At 67.2% G+C, this 24,937-nt stretch carries 24 protein-coding genes and 1 other RNA gene; 18 read left to right on the forward strand and 7 right to left on the reverse strand.

What is annotated here, in order from left to right:
- Nucleotides 1–35: 35 nt before the first annotated feature.
- Nucleotides 36–1,226 carry a ribonuclease D gene (rnd, locus tag ACOTSS_RS05790; RefSeq protein WP_448690568.1) on the reverse strand — a complete coding sequence of 397 codons (1,191 nt, stop codon included), beginning with the start codon at nucleotides 1,224–1,226 and terminating at the stop codon, nucleotides 36–38.
- 182 nt (nucleotides 1,227–1,408) lie between these two features.
- Between rnd and aspS the strand changes: the two genes are divergently transcribed.
- The 4 genes from aspS (at nucleotide 1,409) to ACOTSS_RS05810 (ending at nucleotide 5,638) form a co-directional block, all read left to right on the forward strand.
- The gene (gene aspS / locus ACOTSS_RS05795) at nucleotides 1,409–3,190 is read left to right on the forward strand and encodes an aspartate--tRNA ligase (protein WP_448690569.1); all 1,782 of its coding nucleotides are present in this window, start codon (nucleotides 1,409–1,411) and stop codon (nucleotides 3,188–3,190) included.
- A gap of 130 nt (nucleotides 3,191–3,320) precedes the next feature.
- Entirely contained in the window at nucleotides 3,321–4,199 is an 879-nt protein-coding gene (locus tag ACOTSS_RS05800; protein ID WP_448691298.1) for an alpha/beta fold hydrolase, read from the forward strand.
- 62 nt (nucleotides 4,200–4,261) lie between these two features.
- Nucleotides 4,262–5,047 (forward strand): polyphosphate kinase 2 family protein, encoded by a 786-nt coding sequence (locus ACOTSS_RS05805; protein ID WP_448690570.1) that lies wholly within the window; start codon nucleotides 4,262–4,264, stop codon nucleotides 5,045–5,047.
- 54 nt (nucleotides 5,048–5,101) lie between these two features.
- Complete coding sequence (locus tag ACOTSS_RS05810; RefSeq protein WP_448690571.1) at nucleotides 5,102–5,638, forward strand: J domain-containing protein; 537 nt, start codon at nucleotides 5,102–5,104, stop codon at nucleotides 5,636–5,638.
- Nucleotides 5,639–5,734: 96 nt separating this feature from the next.
- Here ACOTSS_RS05810 and mtgA read toward each other — a convergent pair whose 3' ends face one another.
- Entirely contained in the window at nucleotides 5,735–6,442 is a 708-nt protein-coding gene (gene mtgA / locus ACOTSS_RS05815; RefSeq protein ID WP_448690572.1) for a monofunctional biosynthetic peptidoglycan transglycosylase, read from the reverse strand.
- Nucleotides 6,443–6,540: 98 nt separating this feature from the next.
- Here mtgA and ACOTSS_RS05820 point away from each other — a divergent pair, with 98 nt between their 5' ends.
- Nucleotides 6,541–7,338, forward strand: coding sequence for a transporter (locus ACOTSS_RS05820; protein WP_448690573.1), 798 nt, complete (start codon nucleotides 6,541–6,543; stop codon nucleotides 7,336–7,338).
- A gap of 6 nt (nucleotides 7,339–7,344) precedes the next feature.
- Here the strand turns inward: ACOTSS_RS05820 and rpoH are convergent, their stop codons facing one another.
- Together rpoH and ACOTSS_RS05830 are read right to left on the reverse strand one after the other, a co-directional pair.
- The gene (gene rpoH / locus ACOTSS_RS05825) at nucleotides 7,345–8,247 is read right to left on the reverse strand and encodes an RNA polymerase sigma factor RpoH (RefSeq protein WP_448690574.1); all 903 of its coding nucleotides are present in this window, start codon (nucleotides 8,245–8,247) and stop codon (nucleotides 7,345–7,347) included.
- Between the two features lie 81 nt (nucleotides 8,248–8,328).
- A complete protein-coding gene (locus tag ACOTSS_RS05830; RefSeq protein WP_448690575.1) occupies nucleotides 8,329–9,285 on the reverse strand; it encodes an RluA family pseudouridine synthase in 957 nt (318 codons plus the stop codon).
- A gap of 126 nt (nucleotides 9,286–9,411) precedes the next feature.
- Here ACOTSS_RS05830 and ACOTSS_RS05835 point away from each other — a divergent pair, with 126 nt between their 5' ends.
- The 9 genes from ACOTSS_RS05835 (at nucleotide 9,412) to ACOTSS_RS05875 (ending at nucleotide 17,242) form a co-directional block, all read left to right on the forward strand.
- Nucleotides 9,412–10,056, forward strand: coding sequence for a histidine phosphotransferase family protein (locus ACOTSS_RS05835; RefSeq protein ID WP_448690576.1), 645 nt, complete (start codon nucleotides 9,412–9,414; stop codon nucleotides 10,054–10,056).
- 62 nt (nucleotides 10,057–10,118) lie between these two features.
- On the forward strand, nucleotides 10,119–12,500 hold the full coding sequence (locus ACOTSS_RS05840; RefSeq protein ID WP_448690577.1) for a chemotaxis protein CheA: 2,382 nt from the start codon (nucleotides 10,119–10,121) through the stop codon (nucleotides 12,498–12,500).
- Nucleotides 12,497–12,934, forward strand: coding sequence for a chemotaxis protein CheW (locus tag ACOTSS_RS05845; RefSeq protein ID WP_448690578.1), 438 nt, complete (start codon nucleotides 12,497–12,499; stop codon nucleotides 12,932–12,934). The genes ACOTSS_RS05840 and ACOTSS_RS05845 overlap by 4 nt, the downstream gene beginning before the upstream one ends.
- A 79-nt stretch (nucleotides 12,935–13,013) precedes the next feature.
- Nucleotides 13,014–13,388, forward strand: coding sequence for a response regulator (locus ACOTSS_RS05850; RefSeq protein ID WP_448690579.1), 375 nt, complete (start codon nucleotides 13,014–13,016; stop codon nucleotides 13,386–13,388).
- An 8-nt stretch (nucleotides 13,389–13,396) separates the two neighbouring features.
- Nucleotides 13,397–14,509, forward strand: a complete 1,113-nt coding sequence (gene cheB / locus ACOTSS_RS05855) for a chemotaxis-specific protein-glutamate methyltransferase CheB (protein WP_448690580.1) — start codon at nucleotides 13,397–13,399, stop codon at nucleotides 14,507–14,509.
- On the forward strand, nucleotides 14,506–15,363 hold the full coding sequence (locus ACOTSS_RS05860) for a CheR family methyltransferase (RefSeq protein WP_448690581.1): 858 nt from the start codon (nucleotides 14,506–14,508) through the stop codon (nucleotides 15,361–15,363). Before cheB ends, ACOTSS_RS05860 begins: the two co-directional genes overlap by 4 nt.
- A gap of 78 nt (nucleotides 15,364–15,441) precedes the next feature.
- Nucleotides 15,442–16,131: an N-acetylmuramoyl-L-alanine amidase gene (locus tag ACOTSS_RS05865; protein WP_448690582.1), complete on the forward strand. Its 690-nt coding sequence runs from the start codon at nucleotides 15,442–15,444 to the stop codon at nucleotides 16,129–16,131.
- Nucleotides 16,132–16,615: 484 nt separating this feature from the next.
- Nucleotides 16,616–17,008: RNase P RNA component class A (gene rnpB, locus ACOTSS_RS05870), an RNA gene on the forward strand.
- A gap of 78 nt (nucleotides 17,009–17,086) precedes the next feature.
- The gene (locus ACOTSS_RS05875; protein WP_176473481.1) at nucleotides 17,087–17,242 is read left to right on the forward strand and encodes a hypothetical protein; all 156 of its coding nucleotides are present in this window, start codon (nucleotides 17,087–17,089) and stop codon (nucleotides 17,240–17,242) included.
- A gap of 15 nt (nucleotides 17,243–17,257) precedes the next feature.
- Here the strand turns inward: ACOTSS_RS05875 and ACOTSS_RS05880 are convergent, their stop codons facing one another.
- The 3 genes from ACOTSS_RS05880 to ACOTSS_RS05890 all read right to left on the reverse strand — a co-directional run bounded on the left by ACOTSS_RS05880 (nucleotide 17,258) and on the right by ACOTSS_RS05890 (nucleotide 20,619).
- Complete coding sequence (locus ACOTSS_RS05880) at nucleotides 17,258–17,905, reverse strand: hypothetical protein (protein WP_448690583.1); 648 nt, start codon at nucleotides 17,903–17,905, stop codon at nucleotides 17,258–17,260.
- 82 nt (nucleotides 17,906–17,987) lie between these two features.
- On the reverse strand, nucleotides 17,988–18,470 hold the full coding sequence (gene greB / locus ACOTSS_RS05885) for a transcription elongation factor GreB (RefSeq protein ID WP_448690584.1): 483 nt from the start codon (nucleotides 18,468–18,470) through the stop codon (nucleotides 17,988–17,990).
- Nucleotides 18,471–18,585: 115 nt separating this feature from the next.
- Entirely contained in the window at nucleotides 18,586–20,619 is a 2,034-nt protein-coding gene (locus ACOTSS_RS05890) for a transglycosylase SLT domain-containing protein (RefSeq protein WP_448690585.1), read from the reverse strand.
- 102 nt (nucleotides 20,620–20,721) lie between these two features.
- Here ACOTSS_RS05890 and dapA point away from each other — a divergent pair, with 102 nt between their 5' ends.
- The 4 genes from dapA to ACOTSS_RS05910 all read left to right on the forward strand — a co-directional run bounded on the left by dapA (nucleotide 20,722) and on the right by ACOTSS_RS05910 (nucleotide 24,876).
- Nucleotides 20,722–21,597: a 4-hydroxy-tetrahydrodipicolinate synthase gene (gene dapA / locus ACOTSS_RS05895; protein ID WP_448690586.1), complete on the forward strand. Its 876-nt coding sequence runs from the start codon at nucleotides 20,722–20,724 to the stop codon at nucleotides 21,595–21,597.
- Between the two features lie 8 nt (nucleotides 21,598–21,605).
- Nucleotides 21,606–22,091, forward strand: coding sequence for an SsrA-binding protein SmpB (gene smpB / locus ACOTSS_RS05900; RefSeq protein ID WP_095386291.1), 486 nt, complete (start codon nucleotides 21,606–21,608; stop codon nucleotides 22,089–22,091).
- On the forward strand, nucleotides 22,088–22,717 hold the full coding sequence (locus ACOTSS_RS05905) for a DUF2062 domain-containing protein (protein ID WP_176473480.1): 630 nt from the start codon (nucleotides 22,088–22,090) through the stop codon (nucleotides 22,715–22,717). Before smpB ends, ACOTSS_RS05905 begins: the two co-directional genes overlap by 4 nt.
- A 92-nt stretch (nucleotides 22,718–22,809) precedes the next feature.
- Nucleotides 22,810–24,876, forward strand: a complete 2,067-nt coding sequence (locus ACOTSS_RS05910; protein ID WP_448690587.1) for a M13 family metallopeptidase — start codon at nucleotides 22,810–22,812, stop codon at nucleotides 24,874–24,876.
- The last annotated feature ends 61 nt before the right edge of the window (nucleotides 24,877–24,937 follow it).

The following is a 24,937-nucleotide window of genomic DNA, read 5'->3' on the forward strand; positions in this document are numbered from 1 at the left end:
TATTTGTGGGCTCGCCGTTCTGGCCCCGCCCGAGGTCAGGCGGCGTCGGCGGGCGCGGGCGCGTCGATGCTGCTCATCACCAGCTTGCCGTTCTTGACCGCGAAGCCCATCCGGCCTTCGACCAGGTCGAGCGCGGCGTGGCCGAAGACCTCCTCGCGCCAGCCTTCGAGCATCGGGATGCCGTCGCGGCGTCCAGCCGCCAGTGCTTCGAGATCGTCGCTGCGCGCGATCAGTCGCGCCGCGACGTTGAGTTCGCGCGCGCGAATCTTGAGCAGCAGCTTGAGGAGGTCGGCGACGAGCGCGCCTTCCTTGCCGAGCCCCGGCCCGCGCGGCGCGCGGTCGGGCATCTCGTCCTTGGAGAGCGGTTTGGCGACCGCCAGCGCATCCATCAGCCGGCCGCCGATATCGTTGCTCTTCCAGGTCGCCGACAGCCCGCGGACGCGGCCGAGGCCGTCCTGATCCTTGGGCGGGTGCGCGGCGAGGTCGGCGAGCGTCTCGTCCTTGACGATGCGGCCGCGCGGCAGATTCTTGGAGCGCGCCTCGCGCTCGCGCCATGCCGCGAGCGCCTGCAGGCGCCCGAGCACGTCGGGCTTGCGCGAGGGCACCTTGATCCGCAGCCACGCCTTTTCGGGGTCGACGCTGTAGTTCGCCGGGTCGGCGAGCTTTTCCATCTCTTCGTCGAGCCAGTGGCCGCGCCCGGTCTTGACGAGCTTTTTCAGCATCATCGGGAATATCTTGGCGAGATGGGTGACGTCGCCGATCGCATAGTCGATCTGACGCTTGTCGAGCGGACGGCGGCTCCAGTCGGTGAAGCGCGCGCCCTTGTCGAGCAGGATGCCGAGCCACGCCTCGACGAGGTTCGAATAGCCGACCTGCTCGGCCTGGCCGAGCGCCATCTGGCCGATCTGGGTGTCGAAGATCGGGTGCGGCGTCTTGCCGGTCAGGTTGAAGATGATTTCGACGTCCTGGCCGCCCGCGTGAAAGACTTTCAGCACCTCCTCATTGTCGACGAGCAGGTCGAGCAGCGGCGAAAGGTCGATCCCCGGCGCCATCGGGTCGATCGCGGCGGCATGTTCGCTGTTGGCGACCTGGATCAGGCAGAGCTCGGGCCAGAAGGTGTTCTCGCGCATGAACTCAGTGTCGACCGCGATGAAATCGCTGTCCTTGATGAGGTCGCAGAATGTGATGAGTGCAGCGTTGGACTCGATTAGCGGATGGACTTGCATGCCGGGCCTATACAGCGAGTTGGGGCGGACGGGCAGGAAAATTTGCCCCAAACGCGCAGAGTCCCGATGCTCGAAAAAGGGCGCGGCGGCGCAGAGCTTGACAAATGACGCGCCGACCTGCCTTAGGCGCGGCCATAAAACACGTGAAACGTGACTATCCCGACTATTGAAAGACGAGAAAAATGCACGCCTATCGCACCCATCATTGCGGCCAGCTTCGCGCCGAGCAGGTCGGCCAGACCGTCCGCGTCTCCGGCTGGGTGCACAGGAAGCGCGACCATGGCGGGCTGCTCTTCGTCGACCTGCGCGACCATTATGGCCTGACCCAGATCGTCGCGGACTCAAGCGATGCGGTCTTCGCCACGCTCGACGGTCTGCGCGCCGAGAGCGTTGTGACGATCACCGGCGAGGTCGTCGCGCGGTCGTCCGAAACGGTGAACGCCAACCTGCCGACGGGCGCGATCGAAGTCCGCGCGCGCGACGTCGCGGTCCAGTCGGCGGCGATCGAATTGCCGATGCCAGTCGCGGGCGAACAGGAATATCCCGAGGATATCCGCCTCAAATACCGCTTCCTCGACCTCCGCCGCGAACGGCTCCACGCCAACATCCTGCTGCGCTCGAACGTGATCGCGAGCCTTCGCCGCCGCATGGTCGAACAGGGCTTCACCGAATATCAGACCCCGATCCTCACCGCGTCCTCGCCCGAGGGCGCGCGCGACTATCTGGTGCCGAGCCGCGTCCATCCCGGCAAATTCTATGCGCTGCCGCAGGCGCCGCAGATGTTCAAGCAGTTGCTGATGGTCGCGGGCTTCGACCGCTATTTCCAGATCGCGCCCTGTTTCCGCGACGAGGATGCGCGCGCCGACCGAAGCCCAGGCGAATTCTATCAGCTCGATTTCGAGATGAGCTTCGTGACGCAGGACGATGTGTTCAATGCGATCGAGCCCGTGCTCGCGGGCGTGTTCGAGGAGTTCGCGAACGGCAAGTCGGTGACCCCGGCGGGCAGCTTCCCGCGCATCCCGTACCGCGAATCGATGCTGAAGTACGGCAACGACAAGCCCGACCTGCGCAACCCGCTGATCATCACTGACGTTTCGGCGCATTTCAACGGCTCGGGCTTCGGCCGCTTCGCCGACATTGTTGCCGCGGGCGACGTCGTCCGCGCGATCCCCGCGCCGGGCACGGCCGAGAAGAGCCGCAAATTCTTCGACGACATGAACAGCTGGGCGCAGGGCGAAGGCTTCGCCGGCCTTGGCTATGCGACGCGCAAGGGCGGCGAATGGGGCGGCCCGATCGCCAAGAACCATGGGCCGGAGAAGATGGATGCCCTTGCTGCCGAACTTGGTCTAGGTCCCGACGACGGGCTGTTCTTCGCCGCGGGCAAAGAAGCCGTCGCCGCGAAGCTTGCCGGTTTTGCGCGCACCCGCGTCGCTGAACAGCTCGACCTTATCGACGCGAACAAGTTCGAAATGTGCTGGATCGTCGATTTCCCGATGTTCGAGGCCGATGAGGACACGGGCAAGATCGATTTCAGCCACAACCCGTTCAGCATGCCGCAGGGCGAACTGGAGGCCCTCGAAACCAAAGACCCGCTCGACATCCTCGCGTGGCAGTATGACATCGTCTGTAACGGCGTCGAACTGTCGTCGGGCGCGATCCGGAACCACCGCCCGGACATCATGTACAAGGCGTTCGAGATCGCGGGCTATAGCCAGGCCGAGGTCGATGCGAACTTCAGCGGCATGATCAACGCCTTCAAGTTCGGCGCGCCGCCGCACGGCGGGTCGGCGCCCGGCGTCGACCGCATCGTCATGCTGCTCGCCGACGAGCCCAATATCCGCGAGGTCGTCGTCTTCCCGATGAACCAGAAGGCCGAGGACCTGATGATGGGCGCTCCGGCACCCGTCAGCGACAAGCAGCTCAAGGAACTCAGCATCCGGCTGGTCGACGGGCCGAAGGGCTGATCATAGCCTTGGATCGCACCCTACTTCCTCGTCACCCCGGCGAAGGCCGGGGTCTCGCCGGTGCATCTGAACGCAAGGGCGAGATCCCGGCCTTCGCCGGGATGACGATTGCGCGATGTGGGGCGTGACGATGCCTCGCGAACGCCGTCTCGCCACGCCGGACGGGGAGATATGCTGGTTCGAATGGGGCACACCGGGCGAGGGGGCCTCGCTGCTGCTGCTCCACGCGACCGGCTTTCATGCGCGGCTGTGGGATCAGGTCGTCGCGGCGCTTCCGGCGGGGACGCATGTCGTCGCGCCCGATCATCGCGGGCATGGGCGCAGCTTCAAGCCCGCGACGCTCGCCGACTGGGGCGCCAATGCCGAGGTGCTTCTGCCGCTGCTCGACCGGATGGCCGGGCGGACACTCGTCGGTTGCGGGCACAGCATGGGCGGCCATGTGCTGACGCGGCTCGCCGCCGAACGGCCCGATGCCTTCGCGCATCTCGTCCTGATCGACCCGGTGATCATGGACCCGGCGCTCTACGTTGGCGCGAGCGATGCTCCGGTGCCGGATCCCGCCGAGCACCCCGTCGCGCGCCGCCGCAACCAGTGGGCGAGCGCGGAGGAGATGCGTGCGCGCTTCGCCGACCGGCTGCCTTACAGCCGCTGGCGGCCCGAGGTACTCGCAGACTATTGCGCCTATGGCCTGCTGCCTGCGGGGTCGGGCGAGGAGTATGAACTCGCCTGTCCGCCCGCGCTCGAAGCCTCGATGTACCAGAATGCGCTACGCACCGACCCCTATGCCTGGATGGACGCCGTCGCGGCGCCGGTGACGCTGATCCGCGCGCCGGCGGGGTCGCGCGGCGATGCGATGGATTTCTCGCAAAGTCCCACCTGGCCGGGGCTTGGGCCGCGGATCGGCGCGGTGCGCGACGAGCTGTGGGCGGATAACAGCCATTTCATCCCGATGGAGGACCCGGCGCGCGTCGCGGCGCTGCTCGCCGGAGTGACGGAAAATCAGGGTTAATCGCTTCGCTTCGGCGAGGCCGCTGTGATAGCAGCGGCGAGAGGACCCGAGGGGATTCAGCGATGACGATCGATCTCGCCGACTATGAAGCCGGCGCCAAATATGACGGCTCCTATGGCGACGATCTGGCCCTGCTGCAGGAGCGGCTGGAGCGCGTACAGGCCGCGCATATCGCGCACGGCCAGCGCAGCGTCATCATGCTCGAGGGCTGGGACGCGGCTGGGAAGGGCGGAATCATCCAGCGCCTGACCGCGCAGCTCGACCCGCGCTATTTCGAGGTCTGGCCGATCGGCGCCCCGAGCGACGAGGAAAAGGCGCGCCATTTCCTCTGGCGCTTCTGGAAGCGGCTGCCCGGCAATCGCGAAATCTCGATCTTCGACCGCAGCTGGTACGGCCGCGTGCTCGTCGAGCGCGTCGAGGGTTTCGCGACCGAGGCCGAATGGCGCAAGGGCTATGACGAGATCAACGAATATGAGGCGCAGCTGACCGGGTCGCATACCAACCTCGTCAAGCTGTTCGTCCACGTCACGCAGGAGGAGCAGGACCGGCGCTTCGCCGACCGGCTCGACGATCCCTGGAAACGCTGGAAGACCGGGCCCGAAGATTACCGCAACCGCGCCAAGCGCAAGGATTATCTCGCCGCGATGCACGAGATGTTCGAACAGACCGACACGCGCTGGGCGCCGTGGAAGGTGATCGACGGCAACAACAAGAAAGCCGCGCGGATCGCCGCGCTGGCCCATGTCGCCGAGGCGCTGGAAGCCGCGGTGCCGATGACGCCGCCCGATCGCGACCCGGCGGTGGTGAAGCTGGCGCACAAGGCGTTCGGATACACCGCCAAGGACTAGCTTTTCGGGCATCGCGCCTAGCCACGGCGAGGCTCAGTCGCTACATGAGGTCGGATGAGCCGCGCCAAGAGATCCGACGACTGGGGTTTTCCCCGCTGGCGCGCCTATGGCCAGGGTCGCGAGGCGCAGCAGGTACGGCTGTGCGACCGCCACGGCTGCACCGAGCCGGGCAACTGTCCCGCGCCCAAGTCGCCGAACAGTCCCGAACGCTGGTATTTCTGCGAAACGCACGCCGCCGAATATAATCGCGGCTGGGACTATTTCGCAGGGCTCAGCGCCGAGGATGCGGCGGCGCGAGCCGCCGAGGAAGCGCGCGGCGCGCGCAGCTATGCCCGCGCGCAGCATTATGCCTGGGGCGGCGCTGGCGACGGCAGCCGCAGCGCCGACGAGATGCGCGCGCTGGAGGTGCTCGACCTCGAACCCGACGCCGATTTCGAAGCGACGAAGAAAGCATGGCGCAATCTGGCGAAGGAATGCCATCCGGACGTGAAGCCCGGCGATGCCGAGGCGGCGAAGCGGTTCGCGGCAGGGCAGGCGGCGTTCGAAGTGCTGAAACAGGCGGAAGAGAGGAAGAGCTGGAAGCCGGCGTAGCGGAACCCGGTGCGGGATCGGCCTACGCCCGCTCCGGGTTCCCGCTTTCGCGGGAATGACAAGGTGGGAGATGTCCGCTCCCTGCACTGAAGTGCCTCACTGATAGACGCACGTGTCCAGCCCGTCGCGGCGCACCGCGCCGATGCGCGCGCGAATCGTGTTGCCATAGCGGCGGGTGAAGCCCGAGGGGCTCACCGCCTCGCGCTTCTTGGGCAGCGGCAGGATCGCCGCGATGCGCGCGGCTTCTGCCGGAGTCAGCTTGCCGGCGCCATGCCCGAAGTAACGCTGGGCGCCCGCCTCGACGCCATAGGTGCCGATGCCGGTCTCGGCGACGTTCAGATAGACCTCCATGATCCGGCGCTTGCCCCAGATCTTTTCGATCAGGAAGGTGAACCAGATTTCGGGGACCTTGCGGACATAGCGGGTCCAGCCGCTGCCCTGCCACAGGAAGACATTCTTCGCGGTCTGCTGGCTGACCGTCGATCCGCCGCGCAACTTCTTGCCCTTGGCGTTGCGCTCGATCGCCTGCTCGATCGCCTCGCGGTCGAAGCCGTCGTGGCTGCAGAATTTGCCGTCCTCGGCCGCGATCACCGCGCGCACCATGTTGCGGTCGATGCGGGACAGGCTCGTCCAGTCCTTGGTGATGCCGCTGCTGTCGGCGAGCATGGTGAAGGTCACCGGCGGCGGTACGACGGCGTAGACGAGGACCCACAGGACCGAGATGAGGATGAACCACAGCAACCATTTGAAGGGCCGCAGATACCAGGGGAGCTTGCGCTTGGTCGCGCGCGATTTGGTTGCCATGCCCGCAAATTAGCCACTTGCCGCGGCGAGGCAAGCGGGCTTGATAGGAAGGCCCATTCCCCGACAAGAGCGGCGGAGGACGGAAAAAAGGAGAGCCGATGCCGCTTCGATCGACCATGCTGGTTGCCGCATTGGCGGCCGCGACCCCCGCGCTGGCGGAGGAGGGACGCGAGCTTTGCCCCGACCGCCCGGGGCTCGGCACGCCGGCCTGTACCGTCGATGCCGGAGCCGTGGTGCTGGAGGTCGGGCTCGCCGACTGGACGCTCGACGGGAATGAAGGCGGCCGCACCGACAACTGGGCCTTCGGCGACGCGCTGCTGCGCGCCGGGCTGACGCCTTCGCTCGAGGTGCAGGTCGGCTGGACGATGCTCGGCCATGTGCGCGAGCGCGACCGGGCGACCGGCGAGCGGACCGTGCGGACGCGAACCGGCGACGTGACGCTGGCGCTGCGGCAGAATCTGCGCAGCCCCGACGGCTCGGGCTTTTCGCTGGCGGTCATGCCCTATGCGACGCTGCCGCTGGGCGGCGAGGCGGTCGGGGCGGGCGATTGGAGCGCGGGGCTGGTGGTGCCGGTCAGCTTCGAACTCGGCGCGTTGTCGCTCGGCCTGACGCCGCACGTCGACGCCGCGGTCGATGCCGACGGCGACGGGCGCCACCTGGCCTATGGGTCGGTAGCCGGCCTGGGTTTCGGCCTGTCGGACGCGGTGTCGGCGGCGGTTGAGCTGTCGTTGACGCGCGACCATGATCCCGAGGGCCATGCGACCGAGGCATTGGCGGGGGTGTCGCTGGGGTGGCAACCCGACGCCGACAGCCAATGGGATGTCGGCGTCAATGCCGGGCTCAACCGCGACAGCCCGGACGTTCAGCTCTACGCGGGCTACGTCCGGCGCTTCTGAGCGCGGTCAGGCGCCGACCAGCCGCCGCTCGCCGGCGAGCTTGAGCATCGCCTTCTGCAGCTTTTCGAAGGCGCGCACTTCGATCTGGCGGACGCGCTCGCGGCTGACGTCATAGACCTGGCTCAGATCCTCGAGCGTCTTGGGATCGTCGGTCAGGCGGCGCTCGGTCAGGATATGGCGCTCGCGCTCGTTGAGCGTTTCGAGCGCCTCGTTGAGCAGCGCATGGCGCACGTCGCGCTCTTCGGCCTCGGCGACGCGCTCGTCCTGCAGCGGGCCCTCGTCGCCCAGCAGATCCTGCCACTGGCTGTCGCCGTCCTCGCCCATCGGCACGTTGAGCGACGTATCGCCGCCCATCGCCATGCGGCGGTTCATGCTGACGACCTCGTCCTCGGTGACACCGAGATCCTTGGCGATCTTCGCTACATTTTCGGGCGACAGGTCGCCGTCCTCGAACGCTTCGAGGTTGTTCTTCATCCGGCGAAGGTTGAAGAACAGCTTCTTCTGTGCCGCGGTGGTGCCCATTTTGACGAGGCTCCACGAGCGCAGGATGAATTCCTGGATGGAGGCGCGGATCCACCACATCGCATAGGTGGCGAGGCGGAAGCCGCGTTCGGGGTCGAACTTCTTCACGCCCTGCATGAGGCCGATGTTGCCCTCGCTGATCAGCTCGCTGACCGGCAGGCCATAGCCGCGATAGCCCATCGCAATCTTGGCGACGAGGCGAAGGTGCGAGGTCACGAGCTGCGCCGCGGCCTCATTGTCGCCATGCTCCTGAAAGCGTTTCGCGAGCATATATTCCTGCTCGGGGGTCAGGAGAGGAAATTTGCGGATTTCGGCCAGGTAGCGGTTCAGGCTCGCCTCACCGCCGAGCGCGGGCACCACTGCCGGAACATTGCTTTTGTTAGCCATTGATAGCGTCTTCCCTAATTTTTCAGAGGAGAAATATGCCGCGGTTGCATCCGGCGGTCGAGATAGATTTTCATTCGAAACTTAAACGCGCAATTCATCGATCAGTTCCCGCATATCCTGGGGGAGTTCGCTGTCGAGCGCGATCCTGTTACCGGTTGCCGGATGAATAAAACCCAAATGGGCCGCGTGCAATGCCTGCCGCGCGAAACCTCGCGCTTTCAGCACGTCCGACAGCGGCTTCCTGGCGCGTCCATAGACCGGATCGCCGACGAGCGGGTGGCCGATATGCGCCATATGGACGCGCACCTGATGCGTGCGCCCGGTTTCGAGCCGGCATTCGACGAGCGTCGCGCCGGCGAGCGGCTCGATCGTCCGGTAGTGGGTGATCGCATGCTTGCCGCGTCCCGCGGGCACCACCGCCATTTTCTTGCGGTTGGCGCTCGACCGGCCGAGCGCCGCGTCGACGGTGCCGTTCGCCGGCATCGGCCGCCCGGTCGCGAGCGCGAGGTAGCGGCGGTCGATGCTGTGCGCGGCGAATTGCTTCGCGAGGCCCTCGTGCGCCTTGTCGTGCTTCGCGGCGACGATCAGCCCGCTCGTGTCCTTGTCGATGCGGTGGACGATGCCCGGCCGCGCGACGCCGCCGATTCCCGAAAGCTGCCCCGCGCAATGGTGGAGCAGCGCATTGACCATCGTGCCGTCGGCATTGCCCGCGGCGGGGTGGACGACCATGCCTGCGGGCTTGTCGACGACGATCAGATGCTCGTCCTCATAGGCGATGACGAGCGCGAGGTCCTGCGCGACATTATGCGCCGGCGCCGGGGCCGGAAGGCGGACCGCGATCGTCGCGGGCGCCGCAGCCTTCGCCGATGGGTCCCAGAGCACCGCGCCGCTCGCATCGGCGACGCGGCCGCCCTTGATCAGCGTCTTCAGGCGTTCGCGCGACAGGCTGGGGAGCGCCTCGGCGAGCGCCCGGTCGAGCCGCAGCCCGGCGGCTCTGTCGTCGAGCGCTACGGTCAAGATATCCTCGTCCCCCTGCATTGAGGGGAATGTGGCCCCGGAACGCCGAATTTCAAGGGGACGCGCTTGCCCTGAGCGGCCTTGCTGCCCTAGGAGCGGGGTCGCGCGGAAATATCCGCGGAACTGCGCTGGGGAGCCATTTCATCCATGACCGACGATCGCGTCGATTTCGCCTCCATGCTGGCCTCGCGGCTGTGCCATGACCTGCTGAGCCCGGTCGGGGCGTTCGCCAACGGGCTCGAACTGCTCGCCGACGAGAAGGATCCCGACATGCGGGCGCGCTGTTTCGACCTGCTCGAGCAGAGCGCGCGGACGTCGGCGGCGAAGCTCAAATTCTTCCGGCTCGCCTTCGGCTCGGCGGGCGGCTTCGGCGAAGCGGTGCCGCCCGCCGAGGCGAAGGCGGCGATCGAGGGGATCATGGCCGAGCGCCCGATCAGCCTCAATTGGATGATCGGCGACGAGCCGCTGCCCAAGCCGGCGGTCAAGATCATCCTCAACCTCGCGCTGATCCTGGTCGATGCGCTGGTGCGCGGCGGCCGGCTCGATATCGGGTGCGAGAAGCAGGAGGGCGGCATCGAGATCGCGCTCCACGCCGAAGCCGAGCGCATCCTCGTCGACAAGGATGTCGAGCGCATCCTGGCCGAGGGCGAGGCGAGCGGCGCCATGACTTCGCGCACCGCGCCCGCGATGCTGGTGCAGGCGGTCGCGGCGCAGAACGGCGGCACGGTGATGCTGGCGCGCGAGACGCCGACCTCGCTGCTCGTCGGGGCAGTGCTGAGGGCGCGCGGGTAAAGCCTCCCTTAACCATTGTCGGGCATGGTCGCGCTTCGATTTTGGGGCGCACCGGTACCGCGATGGATGATCTGCTGAACGACTTTCTGGCCGAAACGGCGGAAATTCTCGCCGAGGCGGGGGGCGCCCTCGTCGCGTGGGAGGCTGATCCGGGCGACCGCGAGCGGCTCGATGCGATCTTTCGTCTCGTCCACACGATCAAGGGCAGTTCGGGTTTCCTGTCGCTGCCGCGCGTCACCGCACTGGCGCATGCGGCCGAGGACGCGCTCGATCAGGTACGGCGCGGCAACCGGCCCGCCGACGCGGCGCTCGTCACCGGCGTGCTCGGCGTCATCGACCGCCTGACCGAATTGTGCGGCGCGCTGGGCGCCGGCGGCGGCGAGCCGGCGGGCGACGATGCCGACGTGATCGACGCGCTCGCCTTTGCTGGCGAAAAGGTCGAGACGCCCGAGCCGGTCGAGATCCAGTTGCGGCGCGAGGACGATCTGGCCGCCGAACTGCAGGCATGGCGCTCGATCCGCGTGCCGCTGCCGCTGCTCGACAGCGTGATGACCGGGGTTACCGACATCGTGCTCGCGCGCAACGAATTCGCCCGCATGCTGCGCGAATCGGGCGCCGACCCGCGGCTGATCGCCTCATTCGACCGCCTGTCCGATTCGATCGCCGGGATGCGCCAGTCGGTCAGCCAGATGCGGATGCAGCGCATCGACAAATTGTTCGCGCCGCTGCCGCGCATCGTCCGCGACCTCGCGCAGGATCTGGGCAAGAAGGTGAAGTTCGTCGCCAGCGGCGGCGAGGTCGAGCTCGACCGCGAGATGATGGAAAATATCCGCGATCCGCTGATTCACATCGTGCGGAACGCGATCGATCACGGCATCGAGCCGCTCGACCAGCGCGTCGCGGCGGGGAAGGGCGTGAACGCGACGCTGTCGGTCGCCGCGCGCCAGTCGGGCAACCAGATCGAGATCGAGGTGCGCGACGATGGCCGCGGCCTGTCGCCCGACGCGCTGGTCGCGAAGGCGATCGCGGCGCGCATCCTGACCGCGACCGAAGCGCGCGCGCTGACCCCGAAGGACAAGCTCGAACTGATCTTTCGCCCCGGCTTTTCGACCGCCGCCCAGATCACCTCGGTGTCGGGGCGCGGGGTCGGCATGGACATCGTCAAGTCGAACCTGGAAAAGATCGGCGGCGTCGTCGAACTGCGCAACGACGAGGGACGCGGGCTGACGATCATCCTGCGCGTGCCGATGACGCTGACGATCATTTCGGGGCTGATGGTGCGCGCGGCGGGGCAATATTTCGCGATCCCGCGCGGCGCCGTTCGCGAAATCCTGCTCGAGAACAGCGACAGCGCGCGCATCGACCGCGTCGGCGGCGGCGAGCTGGCGACGGTGCGCGGCGAGCAGTTCCCGCTGCTCAGGCTCGAAGAGATACTCGGGCTGAAGGCCGGCACGGACGAGGATGCCGAGGATCGCGCGATCGTGATCGTGCGGCCGGGGCAGGGACAGAGCTATGCGCTGAGCGTCGCGGCGATCCACGATCATGAGGAACTGGTGATCAAGCCGGCGGCACCGCTGATCATGGCGACCGGCCTCTACGCGGGCACGACGCTGCCCGACAATGGCCGGCCGGTGCTGCTGCTCGACGTCCAGGGGCTGCTCGCCGCGGCGGGGGTCGATGCCTCCGAGGCGGGGCGCAGCCGCGACGAAGCGGCCGATGCCGAGGCGGAGACCGCCGCGGCGCGCAAGGCGACCCAGCTTCTGTTGTTCCGCGATGCGGGCGGCCGCGTTCGCGGCGTGCGCCTGTCGGTGATCGAGCGCGTCGAGGAAGTCCCCGCGCTCGCGCTTTTCGAAAGCGCCGGGGCGGTGCAGGCGCAGATCGGCGACGACATCTTCCCGGTCCACGCCGCGAAGCTGCCCGAGGGGCCGGGCGCGGTGAAGCTGCTTCGCCTTCACGACGGGCAAGGGGGGCTTTGCTATCCGATCGAGGCGGTGATCGACATCGTGCGGTTGCCCGATGCGGTCCAGCCCGCGGCGGCCCCCGGGCTGATCGCCGGAGTCGCGCTGGTCGGTGGCGAGCCCGTCGAACTGCTCGATCCCTTTTGGTTGATGGAACAATATGCGCGCGGCACCGCACCGGTCGATGCGCGCCAGCCGCTGTGCGGGCTCGCGGGCGATGCCGACGGCTGGGGCGACAATTTCCTGGCGCCGATCCTGCGCAGTGCGGGCTATCGCGTCGCGTCGGCCGGCGACGAATTGCCCGACGTGCTGCTGATCTTGTCCGAGGATGCCGACCCGGCCGCCCATGTCGCGGGCGGCGTGCCGGTGATCCGGCTGCGCGCGGCGGTCGCGGCCGCCGGGCCCGACGACGAGACCGTCTATCGCTATGACCGCCAGGCGCTGCTCGAAGCCTTGCGCGCCCGGGTGGGAGGAGGCCGCCCATGATGGAGAAACTCTATCTCGTCGCGCGCATCGCCGACACGCGCGTTGCGCTGCGCAGCCGCGCGATCCATTCGGTGGTCACGGTCGGGACCCCGGTCGAGGTGCCCGCCGCCCCGCCGCATGTCGCCGGGCTATTCGCGCTCCGCAGCCGTGTCTTCACGCTGATCGACCCGCATGTCGTCGTCGGGCTGCCCCCGGTGGCGGCGACCCAAGGGCAGCGGGTGATCGTCGTCGACGTTGCCGATCATGGCTATGCGCTGCTCGCCGACGAGATCGAGGATGTCTGCTTCATCGACGCGCCCGAAACGCGCGTCGCCGGGAAGCTGCTTCCCGGCTGGGCGCGCGTCGCCGACGCGATGATCGAGCATGACGGCGCGTCGCTACTCGTCGTCGACCCCGCGCATTTCGTGACGTTGCCCGTCGCGAGCGCCGCATGACTTTTGTCGTTCATTAACGGGCTGGACACCCCTTCGCGCTAGCAAGGCGAGCAACCCCGGGGGGTCGGAGGTAATAGAAATGTCGAAATCCTGTCTGGTCGTCGATGACAGCAAAGTGATTCGCAAGGTCGCGCGCCATATTCTTGAAAGCATGGCGTTCGCTGTGGAGGAGGCCGCTGACGGGCAGGAGGCGCTGACCTTCTGCCGCGCGAACCGCCCCGACGTGATCCTGCTCGACTGGAACATGCCGGTGATGAGCGGCATGGAGTTTCTGGGCGCGTTCAACGACCTCGACTTCGGGCGCGACGAGCGCCCGCGCGTCGTCTTCTGCACGACCGAGAACAGCATCGACCATATCCGCGCCGCGATCGAGGCCGGGGCGGACGAATATGTGATGAAGCCGTTCGACCGCGAAACGCTGGAAGGAAAATTGCAGCTCGTCGGCGTCGCCTGAGGACGAAGGTGAGTCAGCCGCAGCTCAATCTCTCCGGCCGCGAGGCGGCCACCATGCCCTCGGCGCGCACGGTGCGCGTCATGCTCGTCGACGACAGCCTGGTCGTGCGTAGCATCCTCGAACGCATCGTCGAACAGCGGCCCGAGCTGAAGATCTGCGCTTCGGTCGCATCGGCGCACGAGGCGCTCGCCTATCTGGCGTGCGAGCCGGTCGATGTCGTCGTGCTCGACATCGAGATGCCGGGGATGAACGGCATCGACGCGCTGCCGCACATATTGGAGCGCGCGCAGGGCGCGCGCGTCCTCATCCTTTCCTCGAATTGCCTCGAAGGCGGACCCGCCGCGATCGACGCGCTGTCGCTCGGGGCCAGCGATACGCTCGCCAAGCCGGGGCGCGGCAGCTTCTCCGGACGCTTCGCCGAGGTGCTGACCGAGCGGATCATGACGCTGGGGCAGCAGCCGCTGACCGCTCCGGCCGTTCTGCGGCCCGCGCAGCCTTCGGCGCCGCCGACGCCCGTGGCCGCGATCGACACCGGCCAGCCGCTCGAATGCATCGCGGTCGCGGCCTCCACCGGCGGCATTCCCGCCTTCGCCAACTTCCTCGCCCATCTTGACCGCCGGATCACCGCACCGATCCTGCTGACCCAGCATCTGCCCGACGCCTTCATGGAATTCTATGCGCGCCAGATCGCGACGATGACGCCGCGCCGCGTGCGGGTGGCGGCGGCGGGAATGGCGGTCGAGCGCGGGCATATCTATCTCGCGCCGGGCGACGCGCATCTGGTCGTCGTCGCGAACGGCCGTCGCCGGGAAATCGCGCTCGACCGGCATCCGGTCGAAAACGGCTGCTGCCCCTCGGCCGATCCGATGTTCGCCTCGGTCGCCGAGGCCTATGGCAAGGGCGGCGTCGGCGTGGTGCTGAGCGGCATGGGCCGCGACGGCGCGAACGGCGCGGCGCGGCTGAAGGCGGCGGGCGGCACCGTCTTCGCGCAGGCGCCCGAAAGCTGCGTGATCTGGGGCATGCCCGGCGCGGTGAGCAAGGCGGGGGTCGCGGCGGCGACGCTGAACCCCGACGCGATCGCGCTGATGCTCGGCAGCTTCCTTCCGGGGCGCAAGCCATGATGGCGGGCGGGACCGCGAGCGAGTCGGCCTATCGGGTGCTGATGGGCGTGCTCGAATCGCGCACCGGGCAGACGCTGTCGCCGAACCGCATCTGGCGCATCGAAATGTCGCTGAAACCGGTGATGCAGCGCCACGGCATCGCCGATCTCGACGCGCTCGTTGCGGCGCTCGTTACCTCAACGAGCCGCCAGCTGCTCGACGACACGGTCGACGCGATGCTCAACAACGAGACATTTTTCTATCGCGAACACAGTGTGTTCGACGACATTGCTTCCAAGGCGCTCGATCATATCCGCGAGGTCAACGCGCTCTCGCGCCGCGTCACCATCTGGCATTGCGGCGTGTCGACCGGGCAGGAAGCCTATTCGATGGCGATGCTGCTCGCCGAACAGGCCGAACGGTGGGCGGGGTGGCAGGTCCAGATTGTCGGCACCGACGTCAGCTATCATGCGATTTCGCGCGCACGGGTCGGGATCTACACCCAGTTCGAGATCCAGCGCGGCCTCCCCGTGCAGCGCATGGTGCGCTGGTTCGACCAGACCGAGGCGGGCTGGCTCGCGAAGGCCGACCTGCGGCGCCGGATCGATTTCTCGGTGCAGAACATGCTCGTCGACCGGCCGCCGCTCGCGGCACCTGCGGATCTCATCTTCTGCCGCAATCTGCTGCTCTATTTCGCGGCGCCGATGCGCCTCAAGGCCTTCGCGCGGTTGCGCGCGGTCGCGGCGCCGCAAAGCTTCCTCGTGCTGGGAGCGGGCGAGACGGTGCTCGGCCAGACCGACCAGTTCGTCGCCAGCCCGCGGCTGCGCGGCCTCTACGAACCCGCTGATCAGCAGGTGCGGCGCGTCGCGGCCTGAAGGCCGCTCCAACCTTGCAATTTGCCCCCCGCTGGCGCAAGCGGGGCCGGGGTTCGCAGGAAATGGGCAGCGACAGGCATGAGCGATTTTATCGAACGCTGGTCTCCGAATTTCGACGAGCGTTCGCTGCCGGTCTCGATGATCGTCCTCCATTATACCGGCATGAAGACCGGGGCCGAAGCCATTGATCGGCTTGCCGATTCTGCCGCCAAAGTGTCGGCGCACTATGTCGTCAGCGAGGACGGGCAGATCACCCATATGGTCGCGGAGGACAAGCGCGCCTGGCACGCGGGCAAGTCGCACTGGCGCGGGATCAGCGACATCAATTCGGCGAGCGTCGGGATCGAGATCGTCAATCCGGGGCACGAATGGGGCTATGTGCCCTTTCCCGATCCGCAGGTCGCGTCGGTCGTTCGTCTCGTCCACCAGATCAAGGATCGCTATGCGATCACGCGCGGTAATGTCGTCGGTCATTCGGACATCGCGCCGACGCGCAAGCAGGACCCCGGCGAGCTTTTCCCATGGGAGGAACTGGCGCGCCGCCGCCTCGCGCTGCCGCGGCCGACCAAGAAGCTGACCGATCCCTTGTGGACCGACGCGGGCTTCCTGCTCGCGCTCGAACGCTTCGGTTATGACGTGACCGACGGGTTCGCGGCGACGGTGGCGTTCCAGCGGCGGTTTCGCACTGAGTTGATCGATGGCACGATCGACGGCGAATGCCGGGCGATATTGCTGGCGTTGCTGCTGCCGCAGCCCGAGGGGAATTGACGGCCGGTTTCGACCGCTAGCGGCCATAGGCAGAGAGAAAGCCCCTCCCCTTCAGGGGAGGGGTGGGTGGGGTCTATCGGCCTTGCGCAAGGCCGATAGACCCCACCCCACTCCGACTAGGCAGCAAGCTGCCAAGTCTGCGTTGCCCCTCCCCTGAAGGGGAGGGGCTTATCGGGACGCAACGTCCGCTCCCCACCCCAAGGCAGACACCGCCTTCAAAAAGGCTTTCCTACATTATCGCGCTGTGCCAGCCTCGATTCGACTCTTTCATTTGGTGGACAAACAGCGGTCGCCGCAAGGTCCCAATCGGGGGTCGCACAAGGCTGAACTTTCCTGAACTTTGGGCTATCGCGCGATCCTTGCGCCGAGCGGATCCCGATCCAACCCGGGCTGACGAAAGACGGCAACGTCCGCTTCCCAGTCCAAAGCCGCCATTTTCGCAAACCCTCGCAATGGCCGGCGGATCGCGCTATACATCCACCCGCCAGAGGGTCGGGCGATCGCCGCTTCGCGCAAGCGAGGGGGAGGAAAGTCCGGGCTCCATGGAAACCACGGTGCCGGATAACGTCCGGCGGGTCCGCTTTCGGGCGGGCCTAGGGAAAGTGCCACAGAGAAGAGACCGCCCACGGCTTCGGCCCGGCGAAAGGTGAAAGGGTGCGGTAAGAGCGCACCGCGCGGACGGTAACGGACGCGGCACGGCAAACCCCACCGGGAGCAAGGTCGAATAGGGATGGCACGGGTTCGATCCCAGGGTTGGTTCCGGCCCCGCCGTCCGGGTTGACTGCTTGAGCGTTCGGGCAACCGTTCGCCTAGAGGAATGATCGCCCATCCCCTGAAAAGGGGTGGACAGAACCCGGCTTACAGACCCTCTGGCACGTCTCTCCCCTTCCGCCGCGCGCGGGAACCGCTTGCCGCCGCGGCGCGTTTTGACGGGTAGACGATAGGGAGACGAAAGATGAGAGTCGTCGAAGACCATATCGAAGTCACCGATGAAGAGGCGACGAGCGCCGTCAAGGGGCAGGGCGTCCGCTATGTCCTTGCGATATCGCTGGTCCTCGCGGTGATCGTGCTTTCGGCGGTGTGGATCGTCCCCGCGCTGCTGCGGACCTGAGTCGCCCATCGCAGACTAGCCGGGCGGCGGCACCATCGCCGCGAGTTCGGTCTCGGCGTCGGGGGTGGCTTCCATGTCGACGACGCTGATCGGCCGCCGCATGCGTTTCGCGCCGGACTCCCGATATCCCGCATCGTCGCCGCTGCCGGTCAACTCGAGCCGCGATGTGATGAGGTCGCCGGTCAGCAGGTTCCAGCTCATCTTGGCGCCGTCGTGGGCGAAAGTGCGGCTATAGGCCGTCGCGTCGAGACCGATCAGCCGCATCCGCGCCGTCGCACGGTCGCCACGAAAGCGGTAGGTGGCCCCCAGCGCGGTCGTGCCTCCGGTCAGATCCTTGATCGCCAGAACGTCCTTGGTCACCGACAGTTCGGCGGGGCCGAGACGGTCGGGCGGCAGCGCAAAGCTTCCTGCCGGGACATGGCCCAAGTCGACCTCGCTTCGCACGGCGAAGACGACGTGGACGGTGCGCCGGTCGGGACCCGCGGCGATCCAGGCGGTGTCGGTTTCGCCATCGCCGTTGAAATCGCCGTCGATCCGGGCTTCGACCTCTTCGCCGGGCTTCAGGTCCGCCGCGATCTCGGCATCGCCATAGCGCGGGACGGAGCCCGCCTGCGCGCCGACCGCCAGCATGGCGGCGGCCGGAAAAGCCAGAAGATAGCGCATCATCCCCCTCCTGCGACCCGATAGGAACCGCCCGTGCCTATCGCATTGCGGGAGCGGCCGCTGTGATCGCGCTCACAGGCGGTCAGGGATAGGCGATCGCCATGATTTCCCATTCCTTGGGACCCGCGGGCAGCGCGACGGTGCGCAGGTCGCCGACGGCGCCGCCGCGCAGCGCGCGGGCGAGGGGGCTGTTCCAGCCGATCCGGCCGGCGCCCGCGTCGGCCTCGTCGTCGCCGACCAGCGTGACGGTGCGGCGCGCGTCCTCCTCGTCGGCCAACTCGACCGTCGCGCCGAACCAGATGCGGCTCTTGTCGGGCTGCTCGGCGGGGTCGACGACCCGCGCCGCCTTCATCCGCCGCGCGAGGAAGGCGAGCCGCCGGTCGATCTCGCGCAGCCGCTTGCGGCCGTAGATATAGTCGCCATTCTCGCTGCGGTCGCCGTTGCCCGCCGCCCAGCTGATGACGTCGACCAGCTTCGGACGTTCGCCGCCGAGCAGCGCGTCATATTCGGCGCGCAGCGCGGCGAAACCCGCCGGGCTGATGATGTTGTTTTTGTCTCCGGCCATTGCCCCAAACTCTCTAGCCGTCATCCCGGCGAAGGCCGGGATCTCACCCTCGCGTTTCGGCCGCACCGGCGAGATCCCGGCCTTCGCCGGGATGACGTTGTGACTATGCCTATCCCTATCCCGGCGTCGTCTTGCCGAGATAGAAGCTCAGCGGCGCCTTGGGCTGGGAGCCGCCGCCTTCGCGCAGCGTATCGTAGACGACTGCGTTCTCCAGCACACGCTGCACATAGTTGCGGGTCTCGAAGATCGGGATCGCCTCGATCCAGTCGACGATGCCGATTCCGCCCGAGCGGGGGTCGCCGTTGGCGCGCAGCCATTTGTTCACATTGCCCGGCCCCGCGTTGTAGGCGGCGACCGCGAGCGGATAGCTGCCGCCGAAATAGCGGAGCATCTGCTGGAAATAGGTCGACCCGAGCGTCAGATTGTAATTGGTGTCGGTGGTCAGCGAACTGGCGTCGTAGCTGAGCCCCAGCTTGCCCGCGACCTCGCGCGCCGTGCCCGGCATCAGCTGCATCATGCCGCGTGCGCCGGCGTGGCTGACCGCGGCGCGGTCGAACTGGCTTTCCTGCCGGGTGATCGCGTGGATGAAGGTCCAGTTGCTTTCGTGCCCCGCGGGAACGCGCACGGTCGGAAAGCCCGAAACCTCGACCGCGTCGAGGCTGTTCGCCTGCGCGCTGCGGCCGATCATCACGCCGAGGTCGGGGCGCCCGATCTGCTTGGCGAGCTGGCCCGCGAGAATGTGATCGGCGGGTGAGGTCGCCTTTTGCGCGAGCGCGCGCAGGAACAGCGACTGCTCGCGCCATGCCCCGATCTCGCCGAGCGCGCGCGCGGCGCGGACGAGCCGGTCGTCCTCGAACGCCGTCTTTTCCGACGGCGTCACGGGGATGCTGGGGGTGGCGGCCGGTCGCGGCTGAGGCCGGCCGAGCCGCTCGAGCGAAAGCTGGCCGTAGAACTGGTCATAATGCTCCGCCGCGTCGGAGAAATAGGCGTTGGCGGTCGCGGTGTCGCCGGCGGCGAGCGCCGCGCGCCCGGCCCAATAATAGCCCTTCGTGCGCGTTTGCGCCGAGCGCGCGGCGTCGCCATAGGCGCGGAACAGGCGCACCGCCTCGCCGGGGCGATGGAGGTCGCGGAAGGCCAGCTGGCCCGCGAGCCAGGCGAGCGAGGTATAATCGTCGCGCACGCCGAGCGCGGTTTCGCGCACCACCGTGCCGGGCGGCAGCGCGTCGTCGAGCTGCTTCGCGATATTATAGGCGGTCGTCTTGTCGCCCCCCGCATCGGCGAGGCGGGCGTTGGTCAGCAAGGTTTCGAGCCATTCCTCTGCGTCGAGCGGCGCGCTCGCCAGCGCGCGCGGGCCGGCAAGCAACGCGCGCGCTTCGCCGGCGCGGCCCGAGGCGCGAAGCCAGGTCGCCTTGGCAGTGATATAGCCGGGGTCGGTGCGGACGAGCGATGGGTTGGCGGCCTCGACCGCGGAGGCCTGCAGCGCCGCGTCGACCGCGCCGCTGCGCATCGCGAGCCGCGCGGAAAACACCGCGCGCTTCTGCGGCGAGGTGTAGGTGAGCTGGCGCGCCGCCGCGCCGGTGTCGTTCGACCAGAGCAGCCGCTCCATCCGCGCGTCATGATCGGCGGGGGTGATCGCGCCGGGGAAGAAGGTCAGCACCCGGTTGACCTCGTCCTGGGTCAGCGGTCCGCCGGTCCAGGCGCGGCGCACCGCGGCATTGGCTTCGTCGCGCCGGCCCGAGGCGTTGAGTGCGAGCGCCATGCGCAGTTCGCCGCTCGGCGTCCTGGGCGGAAAGGCGGTGAAATAGGCGAGGGTGCGCGCGGGGTCGAAGCTGTCGATCGCGATCGCCTTTTCGGCGCGGACGCGCATCTTGTCGGCATCGGGCCAGCCGCGGTTCGCCATCAGGAAGCGCGACAGTCGGTCGAAGGAGGCGTTGTTGTCCTGTGTCAGCCGCCGCCATTCGAGCACCGCGTCGCCGACCGAATTGGTCGCCGTCGGGGGGCTGGTCGACACCGACGCGAGCCCCATCTGGGCACGGTACCAGGCCATCTGCTCGGGGGTCAGTTCGCTCGCGGAGGCGATGCCGGGAATGAGGAGGGCCGCGACGAGCGCGAGGCGGGAAATAGGGGGCAGCGAAATCATGCCGGCCATGTTAGTGGCAAACTCCTTGCGGGGCGCTGAATAGACGTTCATTAGGCGGCGCGCCGTCGCTGTCCTATCGGTCGCGGCGCGATTTTTGTAAAGGAGCGGTGCATGTTCTCGGGGTCGATTCCCGCCTTGGTGACGCCATTTCGCGGTGGGGCGTTCGACGCTCCCGCCTTCAAACGGCTGGTCGACTGGCAGATCGACGCGGGGACGAGCGCGCTGGTTCCGTGCGGCACCACGGGCGAAAGCCCGACGCTGGGCTTCGACGAACATTATCGGGTGATCGACTGCTGCATCGAGGCGGCGGCGGGGCGCGTTCCGGTGATCGCGGGCTGCGGGTCGAACGACACCGCGACCGCGATCCGCCACATGCGCCACGCGCAGGCGGCGGGCGCCGATGCCGCGCTGGTCGTCGCGCCCTATTACAACCGGCCGACGCAGGATGGGCTGCTCGCGCATTTCCGCGCGCTCGCCGAGGCGAGCGACTTGCCGATCGTCGTCTATAACGTGCCGGGCCGCACGGTGACCGACATCAGCGCCGAGACGATGTGCAAGCTCGCCGAAATCCCGAGCGTGGTCGCGATCAAGGATGCGAGCGGCGATCTTGCCCGCGTCACCGTCCAGCGCGCCGGGGCGGGACATGATTTCTGCCAGCTTTCGGGCAACGACGATCTGTGGCTGCCGCACGCCGCGATGGGCGGGGTCGGCTGCATCTCGGTGACCGCCAATGTCGCGCCGCGCCTTTGCGCCGACTTCGCCGCCGCCTGCGCCGCCGGCGACTGGACGCGCGCGCTGGCGCTCCACGACCGGCTGTTCGCGCTGCACAAGGCGATGTTCTCCGACGCGTCGCCGGGGCCCGTCAAATATGCGCTGTCGCGCATCCACGACTGGTTCGACCCCGAAGTGCGCCTGCCCATCATTCCGGCGTCGGCCGCCTCGCGCGCCGCCGTCGACGCCGCGCTCGAAGCGGCGGGAGTTTTCTAGGTTTCCCGATGGCCCGTCCGCAGTCCGCCGCCGAATTCGACAAGAAAAAGGTCGTCGCCGAGAACCGGCGCGCGCGCTTCGACTATGCCATCGAGCAGGTGTTCGAGGCGGGGATCGCGCTGCAGGGGACCGAGGTCAAATCGCTGCGTTTCGGCGAGGGGACGATCGCCGAAAGCTATGCCGAAGTGACGGGTGGCGAGGTGTGGCTGATCAACGCCAACATTCCCGAGTTCAGCCACGGCAACCGCTTCAACCACGAGCCGCGGCGGCCGCGCAAGCTGCTGCTCAACGGCCGCGAGATCAACAAGCTGCACGCGGGGGTGATGCGGCAGGGGATGACGCTGGTGCCGCTCTCGGTCTATTTCAACAGCCGCGGCCGCGCGAAGGTCGAACTCGCGCTCGCCAAGGGCAAGAAGGCGCACGACAAGCGCGAATCGATCAAGGAACGCGACTGGAAGCGCGACAAGCAGAGATTGATGAAGGAGCGCGGATGAGCGGCAACGCGCCTCGCGACCCCAAAGTCCGCGACAAGGCGGCGGTGATGAACTGGATTCGCCGCAATTCGCCGACGCGCGAGGAGTTGCTGGCGAGCCGGTTCGTCCGGCCGTTCGCGCATCGCGTCGCGCACAGTCATTTATGGCGCTTCACGCGCACGTCGGTCCCGCGCGGAACCGCGCTGGGCCTGTTCGTCGGCATCTTCCTGCTGATCCCCGGCGTGCAGATATTGGGCGTCGCGCTGCTCGCCTTGCCCTTTCGCGCCAATATTCCGATCGGCGCGGCGATGACCTTTCTGTCGAACCCGGTGACGACGCCGTTCATCATCGCGGCATCGGTATGGCTCGGCGACCGCATGTTCGGGCTCCACGCCAATGTGGCGACCTTTTCGGTGATGGTCGAACAAGGGGCGACGGTCGCGCAATGGCTGCGCTGGCTGCTCTCCGATGCCGCGCCCGCGCTGATTGCCGGGCTGTTCGTCATTTCGGCGGTGTCCGCGCTCGTCGGCTATGTGCTCGCGACGCTGATCTGGGACAATTGGATCCGGCTGCGCTGGCGGCGCAAGCTGCAGCTTGCGCGCGACAAACGACTTGAGGCGTCGACGAGCGACGCCGCGGCCGGTTGAACGGCCCCCGCGCCCGGTTATAGCTGTCGCATCATCAGCCCGTGCCGCGCCCGCGCGGCGCGATCCTGTTCCGTTTCAAACTGGGGAAAATCATGATCCGTCCGAAACTCTCTTCGCGCCTGCTGGCGACGGCGGCGCTCGGCGCCCTTCTGTTCGGCATGGCGCCCGCTGTGCAACTCGCCGCGAAGGAAGAAACGAAAAGCGCCGACGCGAAGGCGTCCGCCAAGCCCGAAATCGGCGATTATGGCTTCGACGCGTCGGGCATGGACAGGACCGTCCTGCCCGGCGACGATTTCTATGCCTATGCCAACGGCACCTGGGCGAAGAACACCGCGATCCCCGCCGACAAGTCGAATTACGGCATGTTCACCGCGCTCGCCGACCTGTCGCAGAAGCGTACGCAGGAGATTCTCGAGGCCGCGAGGGGCAATCCGGACAGCATGATCGGGCGCGCCTATGCCTCTTATCTCGACGCCGCAGCGGTCGAGGCGAAGGGGCTGGCGCCGATCGAGCCGTGGCTCGCCAAGGTACGCAGCGTCGACAAGGCGGGGCTCGTCAAGCTGCTCGCCGAGGCCGACCGCAACGGCATCCAGCATTTCTTCGGCGGCTATGTCGGGCAGGACGACAAGAATCCCGACGTCTATATCTATTCGCTCTATCAGGGCGGCATCGGCATGCCCGACCGCGATTTCTATCTGAAGGATGGCGAGCGCAACGCCAAGCTGCAGGCGGCCTATCTCCAGCATCTGCAGAATGTGCTGACGCTGGCGGGCGAGAAAGACGCCGCCGCGCGCGCGCAGGCGATCTATGATTTCGAAAAACAGATCGCGACCGTCCACTGGGACAAGAACGACAGCAGCGACGCGACCAAGGTCTATAACAAGATGACGATCGCCGAGCTGACGCAGGCGGCGCCGGGCTTCGACTGGGCGGGCTTCATACGCGGGGTCGGGGTCAAGGAGGATTCGATCCTTGTCGCACAGCCGAGCGCCTTCACCGGCGAAGCGAAGCTGATCGCCGACGCGCCGATCGGCGTGATCCGCGACCTGTTGCTCGTGCGCAGCCTCGACGGCTTTGCCGACGTGCTGCCCGACGCGGTGGCGAAGGAAGCCTTTTCCTTCTACGACACCGCGCTGTCGGGCACGCCCGAGATGCAGGAGCGCTGGAAACGCGCGGTCGATTTCACCACGAACAATATGGGCGAGGCCGTCGGCCAGGATTATGTCGCCAAATATTTCACGCCCGAAACCAAGGCGGAAATGGACAAGCTGGTGAAGAATGTCATCGCGGCGCTGGGAAGCCGCATCGACAATCTGACGTGGATGCAGCCCGAAACCAAGGTCAGGGCGCGCAAGAAGCTCGCGAACTTCACCACCAAGATCGGCTATCCCGACAAGTGGAAGGATTACAGCAAGCTCGAGATCAAGGCGGACGACCTGTTCGGCAATGCGCTGCGATCGAACCAGTTCGCGCACGACGACAATATCAGCCGCCTCGGCGGGCCGATCCGGCGCTGGGAATGGGGGATGACCCCGATGACGGTCAACGCCTACGCCAATTTCGGCATGAACGAGATTGTCTTCCCGGCCGCGATCCTGCAGCCGCCCTTCTTCGACCCCAACGCCGATCCGGCGATCAACTATGGCGGCATCGGCGCCGTCATCGGTCACGAGATCAGCCATCATTTCGACGATCAGGGCGCCAAATATGACGAAACCGGCAAGCTCGCCGACTGGTGGACTCCCGAAGACGTCAAGGCGTTCGAGGCGGCGGGCAAGGCGCTGGTCGCGCAATACAGCGCTTATGAAGTGCTGCCCGGTGAGCATCTCGACGGTGAGTTCACGCTGGGCGAGAATATCGGCGACCTCGCCGGGCTGACCATCGCCTATGATGCCTACAAGAAGTCGCTGGGCGGCAAGGAGGCGCCGGTGTTGGGCGGGATGACCGGCGACCAGCGCTTCTTCCTCGGCTGGGCGCAGGTGTGGCGGCGCAACTATCGCGAGCAGAATCTGTCGCAGCGCATCACCACCGACCCGCATTCGCCCTCGATCCAGCGGAGTTGGGTCTCGCGCAACCTTGACCCCTGGTATAAGGCCTATCAGGTAAAGGAAGGCCAGAAGCTCTATCTGGCGCCCAAGGATCGTGTCCGCATCTGGTGATGCGCGAATAAGGAAAGCCCGAGATTGAACGCGACGAGCCTGCCTTCCGCTGATGCCGACG

This window comes from Sphingopyxis sp. NJF-3, from assembly GCF_053514865.1.